Below are 19,119 nucleotides of genomic sequence, written 5' to 3' on the forward strand. Positions count from 1 at the left end.
AATCCGCGGTGCCACCTTGATTCATGGAAAACTCCATACCCTCAGCAAGATACCAACATATCTTCGACTACTTACGTAAGCCATCACGTGGTAGTATACTCAAAAGCAAGCTTTCTTTGACTACCCCCTCCGCGGTCCATTTGATAACTTGTTTTTCGCCTAACTCTCAGCAACGTAGACTCTCTGTAGAAGCATGATTACCTTTATCTCCGCATCAACGGTTTAAAATGAGAAATATTTAATTTGTAGAACAGTATATTCTAATTCTATTCTCATGTCAAGTAGAATGAACAAATAAATCTATCGTTTCAATGAAAAGATGTTTTTGATTTTTCTATAAATTTTTTAGTGAAAATAATGGCAAAATAGCGTAGAATAGTTTATGAGAATGATTATCAATTGTGAGGTGGTTTGGTGAAAGAACTTGATTTAAATTTGACCTTATATCAATTGGTTCAAAGTTATCCAGAAATTTTGGATATTATGTTTCGATTAGGGTTTAAGGAAATTAAGGCACCTGGTATGCTACAAACGGCTGGGAGATATATGACGATTCCTAAAGGGGCGAAATTAAAGAAAATTCCTTTAGAACAAATTATTCAGGCCTTTGAAAATGTTGGGTTTACAGTTGTGGGAGGTAAGTAAATGGATCAAACAAGAAAACAAAGACAAGAAAAAATTGTAGAAATCTTATCTACTTTACATAATGGGGGCAGTTTTGAAGAAGCGAAGGCGATGTTCAATGAAGCCTTCGATGGTGTGGATGTGACCGAAATAACGGCTGCCGAAAAAGCCTTGATTCAATCAGGACTTGATCCAAGCGAAATTCAGCGACTATGTAATATTCATGCGGCCGTCTTTAAAGGTTCCATCAATGAGATTCATCGTTCAAATGAAGAGCATGGGCAAGTAGGACATCCGGTACATACTTTAAAATTAGAAAATCAAGTCTTGCAATCTTTGCTAACAGATGAAATTGATGGCATTTTAGCGAAAATGGCTAAACAAGACTGGTCGCAACTTGAACGTCTACAAAGAGCAGTTGCAGATTTAAAAAATATTGATAAACACTATACGCGCAAGGAAACGTTGATTTTTGCCTTTATGGAAAAATATGGCATTACTGCGCCACCTAAAGTCATGTGGGGCGTAGATGATCAAATTCGTGCGATGATTAAAGAGTTTGCTGAATTATTGGCTTCTCCTAAAGTAGCGTATAATCCGTTATCTGAAAAATGGGCCGCTTTGAAAAACGAAATAGAAGAAATGATTTTTAAAGAAGAAGAAATCATGATTCCGATGACGCTAGATGTCTTTAGCTTGGCAGACTGGCAACAAATCGCTAAAGATAGTCATGATATTGGTTTTAGCTTTATTCCTGAACCGTTAAAATGGGTACCGAGTGCTGCTTCCTTTGAAAAAGAAAAGGAAAATGAGGTACAACGTCTAGCAGCTATTGCCCAAGCGAAAGAAACAACTGAAGCAATTGCCGCAAGTTTACCCGATTATCCTGTGAGCTCGGTTGCTACTCAAGAAAAGACAGATAATTTTAGTGGAGATTTAACGCAAACCATTGATCTGCCAACAGGAAACTTACAATTAGAACAATTAATCGCGATTTTCTCTCATCTGCCTGTCGATTTAACCTTTGTGGATGCTGATGAGAAGGTCCGCTTTTACTCAGAAGGCCCACATCGTATTTTCCCAAGAACGAAATCAGTTATTGGACGAGAAGTGGTGAACTGTCATCCGCCAAAGAGCATGCATATTGTCCAACAAATTTTAGATGATTTCAGATCAGGGGCACGTACGCAAGCTGATTTTTGGATTGATATGCGTGGGATGAAAATCTCAATTCGCTATTATGCGCTTCATGATGAACAAGGTAAATACTTAGGTTGTTTAGAAGTGACGCAAGATATCACTGAATTACAACAATTAACCGGACAAAAACGTCTCTTAGATGAATTGAAATAAGTAAAAAGGCTACGAAAACATCATTTGTCTTCGTAGTCTTATTTTATGCTTTTAATTTTACTGATTTATGGAAGAAGTAAAGTCCGGCGATAAAGATGATAATCAATACGCCCAGTCCCATTTGTTCACGGTTGGTAATTTGGGTGACGCTGCTGACAAGGAAAGTTCCTAAGAAGGCTGCTCCTTTTCCACAAACATCCAAAATACCAAAATATTCACCTGATTGGCTCGCTGGAATCATCCCAGCAAAATAAGATCGGGATAATCCTTGAATCCCCCCTTGGAATAAGCCAACAAAGATTGCTAACATCCAAAATTGGATTGGATAAACCAAGGTAACGGCAAAGAGGGTAATGCCAACATAAGCAAATAGACAAACATAGATTAATGTAGATGTCTTGAAGTGCTTGGTAATTCTCGCAAAGACAATCGTAGCAGGAAAGGCAACCAACTGAGTTACCAATAAGGCAAGGAGCAAGTCGGTATCACCCAGTCCTAATGCTTTACCATAAGCCGTAGCCATACTAATAATGGTATTGACGCCATCAATGTATAGGCAAAAGGAAATCAAGTAATAAAAAATATGTTTTTGATGATAAATGGCTTTTAAGGTTTTCTTCAAACGGCTAAAGGTATTTTTAAGGACTGCTGTTTGTTTAGGAATATAGTATTTTTGCTCATAAACTTTCAGTAAGGGCAGACTATTGATTAACCACCAAGTCGCTGTAATACTAAATGCTAAAATCATTGCTGCAGTAAGGCTGAGATGAAAAGCATTACGACCTAAAACTAGACCAATACTTAGCACAAACGGAACAATACTTCCAATATAGCCCCAAGCATAACCCAAGGAAGAAATATTATCATAGCGCTCTTTGGTGGTAATATCAGTCAGCATCGCATCATAGAAAATCAAACTAGAAGAATATCCTAATTTACTAATAACATATACGATTAAAAGGAGCCACCAACTATGCGCTAAATTTAAGGCGTAACAACCTACAATTCCAATAGTCAAAAACAGTATGAAGAGTTTTTTCTTCATCCCTTGAAAGTCAGCAATACTTCCAAAAATCGGACCAATAAACCCAACAAAAAGTGTAATCAAGCTTGTAGCATAACCCCAATAAGCTAAGTACTGAGCCGAAGATAAGTGTTCTTGTTGGGCGAGATGATTGAAATAAATCGGTAAAATCGTAGCCAACATCAAGCTATAACCAGAATTTCCCACATCATATAATATCCAGTCACGTTCATTCTTAGTGACTTTCTGTTTTAATAGTTTTTGCATATTTTCCCCTATTCTCTTTCAAATGTCGGTGCATAATCGCTATTAAAAGTCATATTTGGTTTTGAGAGTTGGCAATTAAAATCAGTTAACATATCCACTGCATTAGCCACAGCCATCTTGTAACGGCGGTATAATTCTTCATTTGAAGCAGCTAGTTTTGGATTTGGTTGTTTATTAATAATTAGCTTGCTTCTTGTAGCGTAATTTCCACTAATTAAAAAGATTCCCTTCACTAAGCCGCGTTTGAAATTACCCGGTGCGACAATAACGTCTAGAAAAGCTCGCATGGTTACTAAGGCTTCTTTGATTTGTGCTTGACTAAATTGAGGGAAGCACTTGCTAATGACCGCCACATCTTCATCATCTGTGCAGATATGGCTACTCAAACGATGGCTAAGTGGATCAAATCCGTCTTTAATTAATAACATACGGTCAAATTCAGCTTCGATTTCTGCATGTGAAAAGCCAGTATCTTGGACTTTATAGACATATGGATGACAGTATTTATCCAAGCAATAATGACATAAAAATCCTAAAATATAGACTTTTAAGGCAGTATTATCACCTGGTTGCATCTTTAAGTAACGGCGGAATCTCTGGAATACTTGACGACCTGTTTCATTATGCAATTCGCTGCCATAAGCACTTAACGCATTTTTATGGTAAGGACGGTAATAAAACAGAATGTCTGGTCCATGTTGGCCAGTTAAAAATAATGGCAAGTATTGCTTTATTTCTGCTTGTAAATCCTTAGGTAGTAAAGGTAATACTTCTTTCCCAAATCTCAAGTGTGCATAGGTAGTCGGCATAAATGTCTCCTCCTTAATTAAAATGATTCTAAGTTAATTATATAACTATTTTTTTTCGATTTCAATTCACAAGGGGTTTCATAACTAAAGTAGATTCATTAATCACGGGAACGGTTCTATTTCAGCTGTTTTTTTAGAAATAAAGAAACATTTACAAAACAAAAAAACGACCCAGTAATAACTGAATCGTTCGTTTGCTTAAATATGCAGTAAGTAAATCAGACTAACCGCTGCGATAGTTTGCAAAGTACCAACTCCTAAACCATAAAGTAGGAAACGTGGTCCTTCTTTTAAGAATTTTTTGAAGTCTAATCTCAAACCAATAGCGGCTAAGGCAGTTGTTTCAAACCAAGTGCTAGCAAAATGTGCACCATGATCAAAGAATTGTGGTAAATCAAAGGTACTATTTAAAATACAAGCAATTAAAAAGCCTAAGACATACCAGGGAATAGGTAATTTCTTTTTACTTGCATTGGCACCTTTCAGATGGGCTTTTTTCGTTAAGATAAATTTCTCAAAACTTAGTACTACCACAACTAACATAATGATACGCATAATCTTAAAGAGCATCGAAAATTGGACTACTGCTGGACTATCTAAGGAAGCACCTGCTACAACTTGTCCGACTGATTGTAAAATCCCACCAAGTAGGGCACTTTTAGTTAAAACTTGATCGCCAAATAAAGCTATCCCTAAAAAAGGTAAGGTAAGCATCATCACTGTACCGAGTAGGTTAACTAAAGTGATAATTTGACCTTTTTCTTCATCTTTGGCATCGATACTTGGTGCGATGGCTCCGATAGCTGATGAACCACAGACTGCATTTCCTCCGCTCATCATCAAACTCATCTCATCGTTAAAGCCGAGTTTTTTTCCAAGCAAATAAGTACCCACAATGGTAATACTCATTAGGATAAGGATAAAGACGATTCCTTTGATACCCATTTGGCCAATTGTTTGAAAAGTTACTGTAAATCCTAAAAGCACGATAGAATATTCTAATAGCCTGCTTTCAGAAAATTGGGTTCCTTTTGCTAAATATTCTTGTCTAAAGATGGTGTTTCCTAAAACGATCCCTAATAAAATCGCGATTGTTGCTCCACCTAATTCAGGAAACAAGAGGGCTAAAGCTTTACTGATAGCTGCTACGGCCACTGAAAGTCCTAAACCAGGTAAGATTGGCTTCATTTTTTCAACCAAAAAATCTCCTCCTTTTACAAATATTGTTGTTAAAAAATGAGTGCTGTATTTTTAGAATAATAGAAATCAAACAAGCCCTTTTTGAAAGAATGAAAAATGGGAAGGATTGTACTTGATTGTATTTTGGGTACTTGTCGATTTCTTATATTCTGTTACACTTTTTATTATACAAGAACTTTTCTAATTACTGTGAATAATGCTATTATAGTAAGTATAAAAAATATTTATGGAAGGGATTACGAATGTTTAAATTATTAGAGACGTTTAAAATTGTCTATGAAACGCGTAACTTCTCAAAAGCAAGCGAGAAATTATTTATCTCACAACCTGCTGTATCTAATCAAATCAAACAATTAGAAGCGGATTTACAAGCAACACTCTTTATTCGAAATGGTCGCCAAGAAGTGATGGCCACTCCCCAAGCTGATACGCTATATAAAGATACATTGAATTTATTAGAAGACTGGCAAGAAATCAAATATAAGATGCATCACAAAGATACCAAGAAAATCCGTTGTAAATTGGCTGCTTCTCATACTTTTGCGATTTATGTTTTACCGCAATTATTAATTGATTTAGAACAAAAATTTCCGCAAGTGCAATTCTCTGTTCAGATGCTTAATTCCTATGAAGTTTTTACAGCCATTCAAAGCCATGAAATTGAATTTGGATTTATTGAAAAGCCACTGGCTACAGGATCGGTGAAACGAACGGCTTTGATGCAAGATGAGTTAGTCTATGTCGGTCAAAAAGATCAACCGTGGTTACTAAGAGAGGGGACTTCCGGTGTTTATCATTATACGAAGCGTTTTATGGAGGAAAATAATATCGATAGTAAAATCATCGAAATCCAAAATAATGAACTAATTGTAGAAATGCTCAAATTAGGCTTTGGTCAGACTATTTTATCGAAACGTGCGGCAAAAGATTTACCTTACCAAACTTTATCAGAAGAATATTTGCATCATTTTTATTTAGTTGAAAGAGAACATCTTGCACAACCAATTATTTTAGAAATGATTTCCTTTATCAAGCAGTGGTCGAAGTCTCATCCTTAAGACTGATTTTTTATTGAAATTTTCAAAAAACACTTAAAATGGCTTGCAGTTTATCTCTTTTCGCGTTATTTTGGATGAGAAGAATGAATTGTACTTTGATTTTAAGAAAGGAATTACGTTATTTATCTAACGTTGGTATACAATAATGTCAAAAAAGATACTAAGTCATTTTGCACCTTTATTGGTCGCACTTATTATTTTAGGTCTGATTTTTTGTTGGCCTTCAAAGAAAACTATTGAAAAACCAAAAGTCTGGCAACAAGCATCTACGAGTATGGCTAGTAACGTATTTGGAGGTATGGCGATTAAAAATCCGGCTATTGCTTCAGGAGAGTATGTTCCGTTTTTTGGTTCTTCTGAGTTGAGTCGTCTAAGTCCATTTCATCCAAGTGTGTTGGCTGAAAAATATCATCGTTCCTACCGTCCATTTTTATTAGGGGCTCCAGGTACCCAGTCTTTAAGTCAATTTGCGATTAGTAATTCTTTAAGTAAGGAATTAACAAATAAAAAAGCAGTCTTCATTATTTCACCGCAATGGTTTACGAAAAAGGGGATGGAAGATTTAGAGTTCAATGCTTATTTTTCTGAACTTGAACTATATCATTGGTTGCTTTCGATTGATCAAGTGCGTGATTCTGACCGTTATTATGCACGAAGATTACTTGGTTTCAGTCGCATCAAGGACAATGCAAAAATGAGTGCTATCTTAAGTGAGATAGCTAATGGATCGAATCAATTGTCGCGTAAACAACGTCATTACTTAGAATATAATTATCAATTATTACAAAAAGAGGATCATCTTTTTACGCAAATCGGTATGTTATCAAAGGAAAAGAAAATCAATTACTTTGCTAAAAAATTACCGAGTGAATATAATTACCAAACTTTAGATTCTTTAGCGGAAAAAATTGGTCAAAAACACACCAATAATAATCGTTTTGAAATTGATAATGTTTTTTATAAATCCCGCTTAGAACTTGGTCTCAAGGGGTTGAAGAATTCTCAACGTAAATGGAACTACTGTCAATCACCAGAGTATGCAGATTTTCAATTGGTATTGAATCAATTTGCCCAATCTCATACGCAAGTTTTATTTATCATTCCACCGGTAAATCAAAAGTGGAGTGATTATACTGGTCTTTCCCAAGAGATGTTGCAGCGTTTTGCAAAAAAAATCAAGTATCAATTGCAAAGTCAAGGATTTACGGATATTGCGGATTTTTCTAAGGATGCCAATGTGCGTTTCTTTATGGCTGATACGATTCATCTAGGCTGGCGCGGGTGGTTAAGAGCAGATGAGGCAATTGCACCATTTTTAGCGCAACCTTATCAACCAACCAATTACCATTTAAATAATGCCCAGTTCTTTTCTAAAAAGTGGCAAAATCAAGAAAATATTGAATAGACAAAAAAGCTTCATTTCCTAAGCGAGGAGATGAAGCTTTTTGTTAGGCATTGGTTTGAAATTGAACGCCACGAGGGCCGACATTGGTAGAAAAGACGATGTGTGTCTTAGTATCACCAAATCTCTGCAAAGCATTAATAAAATTATCTAGGTCAACCGTATTTGGAAAATATACCTTTAGTAGCATAGAATAATCTCCAGTAATACAATCACATTCTACGACATTGGGAATTGCTTCAATATATTGGTAAAAAGCATCCTTGTCTTTCGCGTTAACGGCACAGTTCACATACGCTTTGATAGAATAACCTAATTTTTGATAATTAACCATTGCCTGGTAGTTTTTAATATAGTTATTATTTTCTAGGTTTTGAAGTCGTACAGAGACCGACGGAGAGGAAATAAAACACTCTTCAGCGATTTGCTTGACGGTAATACGACCATTTCTTTGTAGGATATTCAAAATCTTGTAATCTAAATCATCCAAAAATATCCCCTCCTTTATTCTTCATTTTAGCGATTACGTTATCAACTTGCAAGCAATATTATGAATCTAACCTCAATCAAAAATAAAATTAAACTTTTCACGAATGGCGATTTTAGATTGATATTAGGTCAACTAATTCTTTAAAGCGAATTTTAAAAAATAGTGTGATTTTAATGAAAAGTATTTAGATATAACTATTCAAGTTGTATAATATAACAAAGCCTTGCATTATTTTTTCAAGTTTTCTTGTTATATTAATAATTTGGGTGAACAGCGCGGTTTTCACGATTGAAAAGAGAATGATTGTGTTTTCAGAAATGTTTAAGAAAAATTAATAAATTCAGCGAACGATAAATAATTCTATAGACAAATAAATATAATAGAAGAAATATTTTTAGGTAATTAAAATGCAGAGTTTTTATAAGTTTTCAAGTACTTCGTTTGGTATAGTGTTTTCATTTTTTCCTTTTCTTTTTCAGTAAGTTTTGCTATACTATCCAATGTAAATCGAATATTACGAAATGGTTGAGCATATGCTTCAAGGATCGCGTTCTTCAAGGGGTGAGAAGGACTGACTTCTTGTAGAAATGGTCAATTTTTTTGTTTAATAGAGATTTAATGGTGCTTAAAATTGGCGGATACAAGTATAGCGTATCTAGCCAAATTTGAAAGGATGTGAATCAATTGCAAGAAGTGCTTGATAAAATTAAAGCAACGGAGTCGAAAAATGAAGCGCAAATGCAGGCTTTACGACAAAAGATGAAAGACTATGAACTAGAACTTCAACATAAATATGAAGCTCAATTGTCGCAAAATAAAGCTGAAGTGAAGACTTTTATTGAAAAAACAGAAGCCCAAAAGCAAGAGAGTTTGACACGAGAAGCGCAAAAATTAGCCGAAGAAGTAGCTACGACTAAGCAGCATTTAGAGGCAAGTTATCAAGGAAATGCACAAAAGGCAGTTGCGCAAGTGATTGAAAAGGTGATGGTAACCTATGGCAGTCACTAGAATGAAAAAAGTAACCCTGATTGCTCAAAGTAAATGGCAAGAAGAATTGCTGAAAGTCTTGCAAGATTTACAGCAAGTACAAGTGCGCGATGTATTTGTTCAAAATGTATCAAACGAATGGGTTCATAAGTTTTTTGACGGCGTGTCTCCTAAAGATATTAGCCAAGATTTGCTTGATTACCAACAAAAAATTCAAAAAATTAATGAAGCCATCGATTTTGTGAACCATTATGGCAGCATCAAGGTTAAAAATCAATTATTAAAACGTCAAAATCTATCTTTGTATGATTTGGACCAACTGCATAAAGAAGAAGTCATTACGCAACAATTACGTGAAATTTTTGATTTAAAGCAAAGATGGGAAACCGTCGAACAACAGCTACGTCATTTGTCAGATAAAGAAGACGAGCTCTTTTGTTGGCAGAATTTAGATTTGAATTTTGAAAATCTCGACTCTGCTACTACCCAAGTTTATTTTGGTCAGCTTGGTAGTGAAAACTATGAGGCATTTCAACAAGAAGTATCCACTTTAAAGAATGTTTATCTGGAATTAGTTTATGATGATACCAAGGTTGCTTCTTTTGCGTGTATCTATTTAAAAGCAGATGAGACTGCGGTCAAAGCTTTATTTAGTCGCTTTAGTGTGGTTCGAACACGGATTGACATTCAAGGGACAGTAAAAAATAGTCTAAAAGCTATCGATCAAGAGAAAAAGCAATTATTAAAAGAGCAAAGAGAACTAACAGAAGCCCTTGGACAAAAGCGCAAATGGATTGATAAGTTACAAATTGCCGAAGAATATTTATTGGCACAAAAAAGTCGTTTAGAAGCGCAAAGTAAGTTAGTGACAACCAAGCATTTATTGGTTTTACAAGGTTGGGTTGGCGAAGATGAAGTCAATCTCTTAACACAACAATTAGCAGCAAAATTGGGCGCAGATACAGTCTATATTGATTTTGAAGATCCAACAACGGAAGAAATAGATCAAGAAGTACCAACAAAATTGAAAAACCATCCGTTGATTCGTCCGTTTGAGATGCTCATCGAATTATATAGTTTACCTAAATATAATGAAATTGACCCAACACCATGGATGTTTCCGTTCTTTTTAGTCTTTTTCGGGATGATGGTTGCAGATATTGGTTACGGTGCATTGATGCTTATCGGAACGACGATTGCTTTAAAAGTGATGGTGTTTCCAAGTGGGACCGAACGCTTTGTCCGCTTTTTCCAAATTTTAAGTATTCCGACAATTATTTGGGGGATTATTTATAATTCTTGTTTTGGCGAAAGTTTACCTTATCAGCCGATTCTTTCTACGACCAATGATGTCATTCAAATCTTATTATTAACAGTTATTTTTGGCTTTATTCAAATTTTAGTTGGTTTGAGTTTAGCTGGTTATCAAAATATAAAGAAAAAAGATTATGCAGCGGCAATTACCAACGGATTTGCCTGGCAAGCAATCTTAGTTGGCGTACTTTTAGCCGTAGCAGGTAAGATGTTAGGTTTAGGCCAAACCATCTATTATATTGGTCTGTTCTTAGCTATTTTAGGAGCTGCTTCAATCGTCTTGATTCCAACCTTTAATAGTCAATCTAAAGTATTAGGCTTTGTGGGTGGGCTATATGATTTATATGGTATCAGTAGCTATGTCGGCGATTTAGTCAGCTATACGCGTTTAATGGCTTTAGGTATCTCTGGTGGATCAATTGCAGCAGCGTTTAACTTAATCGTTAGCTTCTTACCGCCAGTTGTCCGCTTTACGGTAGGTATTGCCTTATTGTTAGCTTTACATGCTTTAAACATTTTCTTATCTTTACTAGGTGCTTATGTGCATGGGGTACGTTTACAATATGTAGAGTACTTTGGTAAATTCTATGAAGGTGGCGGACGTAAATTTATGCCACTCAAATCAAGTGAAAAACATGTCAATATTAAATGGAATAATGAAAACAATGGAGGAAATCAAAAATGATGGAATTTTTTAATGCAAATGGTGGATTTATTGCAGCAGTCTTTGGTATGGCTATTGCAACAATCTTTTCAGGAATTGGATCAGCTAAAGGGGTAGGTTTTACCGGGGAAGCTGCGGCGGCGTTAACGACTTCACAACCAGAAAAGTTTGGTCAATCTTTAGTACTACAATTACTTCCTGGTACACAAGGTTTATATGGTTTCGTTATCGCGGTAATGATTTTCTTACAAGCTTCTCCTAACATGGATTTAGTAAAAGGTTTGACACTTCTTGCCGCTTCATTACCAGTTGCTTTTGCTGGTTTAAGCTCAGGGATTGCCCAAGGTAAAGTTTCTGCAGCAAGTATCCAAATTTTAGCGAAAAAACCAGAACATATGAGTAAAGGGATTATCTACGCAGCGATGGTTGAAACTTATGCAATTTTAGGTTTCGTTATCTCTATTATGATTCTAACTAAGTAATCGCGAGGTGAGAAAATGAGTGCCATCGACAATATTATCGAACAAATCGAAAGTCAAGCACGTAGCGAACGTGAAGCTTTTGAGAAAAAAGAGTTGGCACGTCTTGATGAAGTCTATCAACAAAAATTTAACCTGTTAGCACAAGACAAAGAACGTCAACTGAAAAAACAAGCGCAAATGCTAGATAAAAAATATAAACAACTTCATAACCGTCAAGAAGTTGAAGCAAGACAAACCATCTTAAATGAAAAACAACGCTATTTAGAGCATTTATTTGTGCAAGCAGCTGAAGAAATGGCAGCTTGGTCACCTGAGCAAATGCAAGATTTTGCGCAACAAGCCTTAGCAAGTTTAGACTTGAATCATGAGGTACAATTTATCAGTGGTGAATATTCTAAAAAGGCTTATTCAGCTGATTTTATTGCGAAATTGAATGCGCAATTACCTTTTTCACTGCAGTTAGCGGATAAAATCATCAATAAACAAGCAGGCTTTATCATTGATGATGGTGGGGTTCAATATAATTTTATTTTCGAAAACTTAATTAAAGATATCCAAACAACCATGAGTTTTGACTTAGCTAAGCAGTTGTTTGATTAAAAGGAAGGTGATTCAATGAGTAAGCCTACCTATCATGAGGTCAATCCATTGGTGCGAATTCGTGAGTCGAGTTTGCTTTCCAAAGACACATTTGAACGCTTGGTTGCAGCTGATGATTTAGAACAAGTGTCTCAAATTTTATCCAATACGGTTTATCAAGACTATCTTGGGGAGAATTTTGCCTATCATTTCGAGCAATATTTGAATCATGATATCGAAAATACAATTTCAGAACTGATTGATTTAGCACCTGAAAAAGAGGTTATTTGGATATATACCATGCGTTATACTTTCCACAATTTGAAAGTTTTAACCAAGGCACAAGTTTTAGATCAAGATTATGATTATCTATGTATTTATGATGGCTTTTACGATATCGATACTTTAAAGAGCGCCATTAAAACAGGAGTATCGCAATTACCAGAAGATTTGATGGCTAGTATTTTAGAAGTACGTGAATATCTCGAAGAATCAAAGGTCATTCAAGGGATAGATGTCATTTATGATCGCGCCTTTTTAAGGATGCAGCGTAAAATCGGTGAACAATTAGGTTATCCCGAACTGTTGGATGAAATTATCGGCTTTATTGATTTGACGAACATTATCACAGCCGGTCGTGGCATTGTCCAAAATCGTAGCCAGGCGTTTATGACTGGCGTGCTTTCAAGCTGTGGCAGTATTGATAAAGAAGAATTACTGCGTTTTTGTAAAGAAGATGAAGCGACTTTTGTAGATTATTTACTTAATAGTACTTATGGTGAGTTATTACAAGAGGCTTTACGTGACAATAAGCTGAACTTCCATCTTTTAGAAAAAATCAAGGATAATTTCTTAACAGATCATTATGTCCGTGCCACATCCGTTGCTTTTGGTCCTTTACCACTTTTAGCTTACTTAAATGCAAAAGAAGTTGAAACGAAGAATTTACGGACCATTATTGTGGGAAAACGCAGTGGCTTTACCAATCAAGAAATCAAAGAAAGGATGAGACTGACTTATGACTTATAAAATTGGTGTTATCGGTGATAAAGATTCAGTATTACCTTTCAAATTATTTGGTTTTGATGTCCGCTTTGTAGATACGGCTGCTGAAATTCGTCAAGCGATTGAAGAGATGGCTGATAAAGATTATGGTGTCATTTACATTACAGAAGAATATGCACAAAAGGTTAGTGAAACCATCGCACGTTTCGATGAAGTAATGACACCAGCGATTGTCCTAATTCCAAACCATTCAGGAAGCTTAGGAATCGGCCAACAAAATATCCGAGACCGCGTCGAAAAAGCCGTCGGACAAAATATTCTATAAGAACACAGAATAAGGTCGTGAAGCAGCTAGGGAAGCCTCGAAGAAATTTATGTGCTTACCTACCGCTGAGAAAATCGGATGAAAGGAGATTTTCACAAGCGGGAGGGCGAATTTCACAATGTCTAGCTGCTGAACGCCGTGGAGTAGATAAGAACACCATCAATAAAAAATTAGGAGGTAGCGATTTTGCAAGAAGGAAAAATCATTAAAGTTTCAGGTCCGTTAGTAATGGCTGAAAATATGTCACATGCAAGTATTCAAGATATTTGCTATGTTGGTGACTTAGGCGTTATTGGCGAAATTATTGAAATGCGTGGCGATGTCGCTTCTATTCAAGTATATGAAGAAACTTCTGGTATCGGACCAGGAGAAGTAGTAAAAAGTACCGGAGAAGCTTTATCAGTTGAGTTAGCTCCTGGGATTGTTTCACAAATGTTTGATGGCATTCAACGTCCATTAGATACATTTATGGAAGTCACTAAAAGTAATTTCTTAGGTCGTGGCGTGCAATTACCTGCGTTAGACCATGAGAAAAAATGGCAATTTAATCCTTGTGTCGCAGTAGGAGATACTGTAGTGAGTGGGGATGTTGTGGGTACTGTGGACGAAACGAAAATTGTTGTTCATAAAATCATGGTGCCTAAAGGTGTAGAAGGAACAATCACTGAAATTAAGTCCGGAGAATTTACCATTGATGAAGTGATTTACGTAGTGGAAACTGCACAAGGACCACGCGAATTAACGATGCTTCAAAAATGGCCTGTTCGTAAAGCGCGTCCAGTTAAAGAAAAATTAAATCCTGATGCGCCAATGATTACAGGACAACGCGTCATCGATACTTTCTTCCCAGTCACAAAAGGTGGGGCTGCGGCAGTTCCAGGGCCATTTGGTGCAGGGAAGACCGTGGTTCAACACCAAATCGCCAAATGGGCCGATGTGGATATCGTGGTGTATGTCGGTTGTGGGGAACGCGGAAACGAAATGACCGATGTATTAAATGAATTTCCAGAATTAATAGATCCAAATACAGGTGAATCCTTAATGGAAAGAACCATTTTGATTGCCAATACCTCAAATATGCCCGTAGCAGCCCGTGAAGCTTCTATCTACACTGGAATTACGATTGCTGAATATTTCCGTGACATGGGATATAATGTAGCAATTATGGCTGACTCGACTTCTCGTTGGGCTGAAGCATTGCGTGAAATGAGTGGCCGTTTAGAAGAAATGCCTGGGGATGAAGGCTATCCAGCTTACCTTGGTTCTCGCTTGGCGGAATATTATGAACGTGCTGGACGTGTCATAGCTTTAGGTAGCGATCAACGTGAAGGTAGTATCACTGCCATTTCAGCGGTATCGCCATCAGGTGGGGATATTTCTGAACCCGTGACGCAAAATACTTTACGTGTAGTCAAAGTATTCTGGGGATTAGATTCGCAATTAGCGCAACAACGTCACTTCCCATCCATTAACTGGTTACAAAGTTACTCACTTTATTCCACTGAAGTTGGTAAATTCTTAGATCAACAGTTACAAGCTGATTGGTCTGAATTAGTGACAGAAGGGATGAGTCTATTACAAGAAGAATCACAATTACAAGAAATTGTGCGTTTGGTAGGGATTGATTCACTTTCAGATAAAGACCGCTTAACCTTACAAGTGGCTAAATCAATTCGTGAAGATTATCTACAACAAAATGCTTTTGATGGCGTCGATACATTTACTTCTCGAGAAAAACAATTTAAGATGTTAAACAATATCTTAACATTTAACGCAGAAGGAAAACGTGCCTTAGAATTGGGCGCTTATCTAAGTGAAATTATGAATGGCACAGTGGAGTTACGAGACCGCATTGCCCGTAGTAAATACGTACCTGAAGAAGAATTAGCAAAATTAGATGCAATTAATCAAGATATTAAGCAAACCATGCAACAAATTGTGGCTCAAGGAGGAATGACGAATGATTAAAGAATATCGTACAATCGGTGAAGTCGTCGGTCCTTTGATGGCTGTCGATCGGGTGCAAGGGGTCAAATACGAAGAGCTTATCGAAGTTCGCTTGCAAAATGGTGAATTACGTCGCGGCCAAGTCCTAGAAGTACAAGAAGATAAAGCTTTGGTGCAAATCTTTGAAGGAACAAGTGGGATTAATTTAAAAGACTCTGCGGTGCGCTTTTTAGGCCATCCGCTAGAGCTTGGGGTTTCTGAAGACATGATTGGCCGTGTGTTTGATGGTTTAGGTCGTCCAAAAGATAACGGACCGGCTATTTTGCCAGAAAAAATGATGGATATTAATGGGGAAGTCATTAATCCAGTTGCTCGTGACTATCCGGATGAATTTATCCAAACAGGGATTTCGGCTATCGATCATTTAAATACTTTGGTTCGTGGTCAAAAATTACCAGTATTCTCAGCATCTGGTTTACCACATAAAGAGTTGGCTGCCCAAATCGCCCGTCAAGCCAATGTGTTAAATACCGATGATGACTTTGCCGTTGTCTTTGCAGGGATTGGGATTACTTTTGAAGAAGCTGAATTTTTCATGGAAGATTTCCGTCAAACAGGAGCGATTGATCGTTCGGTAATCTTTATGAATTTAGCCAATGATCCTGCGATTGAACGGATTGCGACGCCGCGTATGGCCCTAACTGCAGCAGAATATCTCGCTTATGAAAAAGGCATGCACGTCTTAGTTATTATGACCGATATGACAAACTATTGTGAAGCCTTACGTGAAATTTCGGCCGCTCGTCGTGAAGTTCCTGGTCGTCGTGGCTATCCTGGTTATCTGTATACCAACTTAGCGACTTTATATGAACGTGCGGGGCGTATTCGTGGCTTGAAAGGTTCTGTGACCCAAATTCCAATCTTAACGATGCCAGAAGAAGACAAGACCCATCCAATCCCTGACTTAACAGGATACATTACAGAAGGCCAAATCATCCTTTCACGTGATTTATATAAACGTGGCATTCAACCACCAATTGATGTATTACCTTCATTATCACGTCTAAAAGATAAAGGGACTGGGGAAGGCAAAACGCGTAAAGACCACGCAGCTACGATGAACCAACTATTCTCAGCTTATGCCCAAGGAAAACAAGCCAAGGAATTAGCGGTAGTATTAGGTGATTCAGCTTTATCTGATGTGGATAAAATCTATGCAAAATTTGCTGATCGTTTTGAAAAAGAATATGTGAACCAAGGATTTAGCACCAATCGTTCTATTTTTGATACGTTAGATTTAGGTTGGGAACTGCTTTCAATGTTGCCACGTACAGAATTAAAACGGATCAAAGACGACATGTTGGATGAATATCTACCTACTAAAGGGGTGTGAGATCCATGCCTGAGTTAAATGTCAATCCAACGCGAATGGAGCTGACTCGACTCAAAAAGCAATTACAAACAGCTACTCGTGGTCATAAATTATTAAAGGATAAACAAGATGAACTGATGCGTCAATTTATCTTACTTATCCGCAAAAATGACCAATTGCGTAAAGAAGTCGAGGCAAAACTACAAGAAGCGATGCGCCAATTGATGTTAGCTGATGCGGCCATTAATGAAAACTTTATTGAAGAGCTTTTCATGTTGCCAGCAAGTGAAGTGAGTCTAGATGTGTTAGAAAAAAATATCATGAGTGTCAAAGTACCGGTTATGAATTTTGACTATGATGATGACTTGCTTTCTTCACCTTTAGAATATGGTTATTTGAATTCCAATGCAGAGTTAGATACGGTGATTGATGATTTTACCGCGATTCTACCCAAGCTATTAGAGTTAACGGAAATCGAAAAAACGTGTCAATTGATGTCTACGGAAATTGAAAAGACTAGACGTCGGGTGAATGCTTTGGAATACATGACCATTCCACAATTAGAGCAAACCATTTATCGCATTCGCATGAAACTTGAAGAAAATGAACGCTCTGAAATCACGCGTTTGATTAAAATTAAAAATATGAACCAATAAATTATGGACTCCTCTGTTGCTGGCAGGGGAGTTTGTTTATTTTAGAAATTTTGACTTAAAACCTCAATATTCGTAATCAAACTTTTACTTTCTATCAGATTTTTGAATAAGGGTTGCTTTTATAGGATGACTCGGTTATGATATTGCGGTACAATATGAATGAGTATATAGTCTATTGAAATGAAGGGGCGAAAATGTTAAAAAAAGAAAAAAAGAGTAATATTCAAAAATTAGGGCCGGTCAAATTTTTATCTTTAGGATTTGCGATAATTATTTTGACAGGGGGCTTTTTGCTTTCCTTGCCGATTAGTTCGCAAAGTGGTCAATTTACGAATTTTTTAGATGCCGTATTTACCGCAACTTCGGCGACCTGTGTCACAGGATTGACGACATTAAATACAGCACAACACTGGAGTATTTTTGGTCAAATCATCATTATGCTTTTAATTGAACTAGGTGGTTTGGGCTTTATGATGCTCCCTATTATTTTTTATACCTTAGCGAAGAAAAAGGTTAATCTAAGCACACGGATTGTTTTGAAAGAAGCTTTAAACTTAGATGATATGTCTGGTGTGATGAAGTTAACCTTGTATGTATTAAAGTTTTCGATTGCCATTCAGACAACGGGAATGGTACTATTAGCGATTGATTTAGTACCGCGATATGGTGTTATCAAGGGAATTTGGTATGCCCTTTTCCATGCGATTTCCAGTTTTTGTAATGCTGGGTTTGATTTATTTGGTGATAGTTTGGTTCCTTTCCAAAATGATCCATATATTTTATTGGTCATTTCTTTCTTGATTGTTTCTGGGGGCTTAGGATTTTTAGTTTGGCGTGATTTATTACAGTATAAACATACTAAGCGGATGTCCATGCATAGTAAAATTGCGTTGATGATGACTGGGTTATTGCTGCTTGGTGGATTCGTGATTTTCTTTTTCTCTGAGCATAATGGTCGTTACCTAGTCCAAAGCGATAATTTCTTGGTTCGATTGATGAATACTTTATTTATGTCGGTTACGCCAAGAACAGCTGGCTTTTATTCTGTAGATTATGCGGCGATGTCTAATCCAGGGCTGATTTTAACCATGTTCTTGATGTATATCGGTGGTACCTCTGGATCGACTGCCGGTGGTTTGAAAACAACAACTTTCGGGGTCGTCTTAATTCAGATGATTTCACTATTAAAGGGGCGTCAACGAGCTGAATTTGCTGGCCGCTCGATTAAAGAAACCGCAGTATTTCGGGCGATGACTTTATTCTTTATCACCTTAAGTCTATGCGTTATCTCGATTATGATTTTATCAGCGACCGAACATCTACCACGTCAAAATGGGATTGAGTATGCGGCTTTTGAAGTATTCTCTGCCTTTGGTACAGTAGGTTTGACGATGGGCTTAACACCGGATTTAACCGAATTTGGTAAATTATTAATTATTGGTTTAATGTATATTGGTCGAGTGGGTATCATGACCGTACTCTTCTCATTAATGTCAAATAATCAAAAAACAACTTGTCGCTATCAATATCCATATGAAAGCGTCTTGGTGGGATAGATATA

18 protein-coding genes and 1 other annotated feature (1 of these 19 running past the window's edge) are annotated in these 19,119 nt (G+C 36.8%); of the genes, 14 read left to right on the top strand and 4 right to left on the bottom strand.

Features of this window, described 5'->3' with window-relative positions; translation table 11 throughout:
- Positions 1-227, bottom strand: a binding site (T-box leader); it reaches 18 nt to the left of the window's first position.
- 187 nt (positions 228-414) lie between these two features.
- On the top strand, positions 415-645 hold the full coding sequence (locus tag I567_RS04090) for a DUF1858 domain-containing protein (RefSeq protein ID WP_016250983.1): 231 nt from the start codon (positions 415-417) through the stop codon (positions 643-645).
- Positions 646-1,977 carry a DUF438 domain-containing protein gene (locus tag I567_RS04095; protein ID WP_016250984.1) on the top strand — a complete coding sequence of 444 codons (1,332 nt, stop codon included), beginning with the start codon at positions 646-648 and terminating at the stop codon, positions 1,975-1,977.
- Positions 1,978-2,020: 43 nt separating this feature from the next.
- Here the strand turns inward: I567_RS04095 and I567_RS04100 are convergent, their stop codons facing one another.
- The 3 genes from I567_RS04100 to I567_RS04110 all read right to left on the bottom strand — a co-directional run bounded on the left by I567_RS04100 (position 2,021) and on the right by I567_RS04110 (position 5,277).
- Positions 2,021-3,268, bottom strand: coding sequence for an MFS transporter (locus I567_RS04100; protein ID WP_016250985.1), 1,248 nt, complete (start codon positions 3,266-3,268; stop codon positions 2,021-2,023).
- An 8-nt stretch (positions 3,269-3,276) separates the two neighbouring features.
- The gene (locus I567_RS04105; RefSeq protein ID WP_016250986.1) at positions 3,277-4,077 is read right to left on the bottom strand and encodes a zinc dependent phospholipase C family protein; all 801 of its coding nucleotides are present in this window, start codon (positions 4,075-4,077) and stop codon (positions 3,277-3,279) included.
- 198 nt (positions 4,078-4,275) lie between these two features.
- Positions 4,276-5,277 (bottom strand): YeiH family protein, encoded by a 1,002-nt coding sequence (locus I567_RS04110; RefSeq protein ID WP_016250987.1) that lies wholly within the window; start codon positions 5,275-5,277, stop codon positions 4,276-4,278.
- Between the two features lie 242 nt (positions 5,278-5,519).
- On the opposite strand from I567_RS04110, the gene I567_RS04115 reads away from it, so the two are divergent.
- Positions 5,520-6,335, top strand: a complete 816-nt coding sequence (locus tag I567_RS04115) for a LysR family transcriptional regulator (RefSeq protein WP_016250988.1) — start codon at positions 5,520-5,522, stop codon at positions 6,333-6,335.
- Between the two features lie 145 nt (positions 6,336-6,480).
- Positions 6,481-7,740, top strand: coding sequence for a D-alanyl-lipoteichoic acid biosynthesis protein DltD (gene dltD / locus I567_RS04120; RefSeq protein WP_016250989.1), 1,260 nt, complete (start codon positions 6,481-6,483; stop codon positions 7,738-7,740).
- A 43-nt stretch (positions 7,741-7,783) separates the two neighbouring features.
- On the opposite strand, the gene I567_RS04125 is transcribed toward dltD, so the two are convergent.
- Entirely contained in the window at positions 7,784-8,227 is a 444-nt protein-coding gene (locus I567_RS04125; RefSeq protein WP_016250990.1) for an Lrp/AsnC family transcriptional regulator, read from the bottom strand.
- 693 nt (positions 8,228-8,920) lie between these two features.
- On the opposite strand from I567_RS04125, the gene I567_RS04130 reads away from it, so the two are divergent.
- The 10 genes from I567_RS04130 to I567_RS04175 all read left to right on the top strand — a co-directional run bounded on the left by I567_RS04130 (position 8,921) and on the right by I567_RS04175 (position 19,114).
- The gene (locus I567_RS04130) at positions 8,921-9,235 is read left to right on the top strand and encodes a hypothetical protein (RefSeq protein WP_231940244.1); all 315 of its coding nucleotides are present in this window, start codon (positions 8,921-8,923) and stop codon (positions 9,233-9,235) included.
- Positions 9,222-11,213 (top strand): V-type ATP synthase subunit I, encoded by a 1,992-nt coding sequence (locus tag I567_RS04135; RefSeq protein WP_016250992.1) that lies wholly within the window; start codon positions 9,222-9,224, stop codon positions 11,211-11,213. Before I567_RS04130 ends, I567_RS04135 begins: the two co-directional genes overlap by 14 nt.
- A complete protein-coding gene (locus I567_RS04140; protein WP_016250993.1) occupies positions 11,210-11,674 on the top strand; it encodes a V-type ATP synthase subunit K in 465 nt (154 codons plus the stop codon). Before I567_RS04135 ends, I567_RS04140 begins: the two co-directional genes overlap by 4 nt.
- A 15-nt stretch (positions 11,675-11,689) precedes the next feature.
- Positions 11,690-12,274, top strand: coding sequence for a hypothetical protein (locus I567_RS04145; protein WP_016250994.1), 585 nt, complete (start codon positions 11,690-11,692; stop codon positions 12,272-12,274).
- Between the two features lie 15 nt (positions 12,275-12,289).
- Entirely contained in the window at positions 12,290-13,282 is a 993-nt protein-coding gene (locus I567_RS04150; protein WP_016250995.1) for a V-type ATPase subunit, read from the top strand.
- On the top strand, positions 13,272-13,583 hold the full coding sequence (locus tag I567_RS04155) for a V-type ATP synthase subunit F (RefSeq protein WP_016250996.1): 312 nt from the start codon (positions 13,272-13,274) through the stop codon (positions 13,581-13,583). Before I567_RS04150 ends, I567_RS04155 begins: the two co-directional genes overlap by 11 nt.
- Before the next feature lie 186 nt (positions 13,584-13,769).
- Entirely contained in the window at positions 13,770-15,551 is a 1,782-nt protein-coding gene (locus tag I567_RS04160; protein ID WP_016250997.1) for a V-type ATP synthase subunit A, read from the top strand.
- Entirely contained in the window at positions 15,544-16,923 is a 1,380-nt protein-coding gene (locus I567_RS04165) for a V-type ATP synthase subunit B (RefSeq protein WP_016250998.1), read from the top strand. Before I567_RS04160 ends, I567_RS04165 begins: the two co-directional genes overlap by 8 nt.
- Positions 16,924-16,928: 5 nt before the next feature.
- Positions 16,929-17,558, top strand: a complete 630-nt coding sequence (locus I567_RS04170; RefSeq protein ID WP_016250999.1) for a V-type ATP synthase subunit D — start codon at positions 16,929-16,931, stop codon at positions 17,556-17,558.
- Between the two features lie 194 nt (positions 17,559-17,752).
- Positions 17,753-19,114: a TrkH family potassium uptake protein gene (locus I567_RS04175; RefSeq protein WP_016251000.1), complete on the top strand. Its 1,362-nt coding sequence runs from the start codon at positions 17,753-17,755 to the stop codon at positions 19,112-19,114.
- Positions 19,115-19,119: the final 5 nt, after the last annotated feature.

The organism is Enterococcus cecorum DSM 20682 = ATCC 43198 (genome assembly GCF_000407565.1).
GTDB classification, from domain to species: Bacteria; Bacillota; Bacilli; order Lactobacillales; family Enterococcaceae; genus Enterococcus_E; species Enterococcus_E cecorum.

Bases quoted from the DNA above. Each gene is read 5' to 3' on its own strand.
- I567_RS04155 (WP_016250996.1), top strand. From the start codon at position 13,272: ATGACTTATAAAATTGGTGTTATCGGTGATAAAGATTCAGTATTACCT.
- I567_RS04135 (WP_016250992.1), top strand. From the start codon at position 9,222: ATGGCAGTCACTAGAATGAAAAAAGTAACCCTGATTGCTCAAAGTAAA.
- I567_RS04140 (WP_016250993.1), top strand. From the start codon at position 11,210: ATGATGGAATTTTTTAATGCAAATGGTGGATTTATTGCAGCAGTCTTT.
- I567_RS04145 (WP_016250994.1), top strand. From the start codon at position 11,690: ATGAGTGCCATCGACAATATTATCGAACAAATCGAAAGTCAAGCACGT.
- I567_RS04115 (WP_016250988.1), top strand. From the start codon at position 5,520: ATGTTTAAATTATTAGAGACGTTTAAAATTGTCTATGAAACGCGTAAC.
- I567_RS04175 (WP_016251000.1), top strand. From the start codon at position 17,753: ATGTTAAAAAAAGAAAAAAAGAGTAATATTCAAAAATTAGGGCCGGTC.
- I567_RS04100 (WP_016250985.1), bottom strand. From the start codon at position 3,268: ATGCAAAAACTATTAAAACAGAAAGTCACTAAGAATGAACGTGACTGG.
- I567_RS04170 (WP_016250999.1), top strand. From the start codon at position 16,929: ATGCCTGAGTTAAATGTCAATCCAACGCGAATGGAGCTGACTCGACTC.
- I567_RS04150 (WP_016250995.1), top strand. From the start codon at position 12,290: ATGAGTAAGCCTACCTATCATGAGGTCAATCCATTGGTGCGAATTCGT.
- I567_RS04095 (WP_016250984.1), top strand. From the start codon at position 646: ATGGATCAAACAAGAAAACAAAGACAAGAAAAAATTGTAGAAATCTTA.
- I567_RS04165 (WP_016250998.1), top strand. From the start codon at position 15,544: ATGATTAAAGAATATCGTACAATCGGTGAAGTCGTCGGTCCTTTGATG.
- dltD (WP_016250989.1), top strand. From the start codon at position 6,481: ATGTCAAAAAAGATACTAAGTCATTTTGCACCTTTATTGGTCGCACTT.
- I567_RS04105 (WP_016250986.1), bottom strand. From the start codon at position 4,077: ATGCCGACTACCTATGCACACTTGAGATTTGGGAAAGAAGTATTACCT.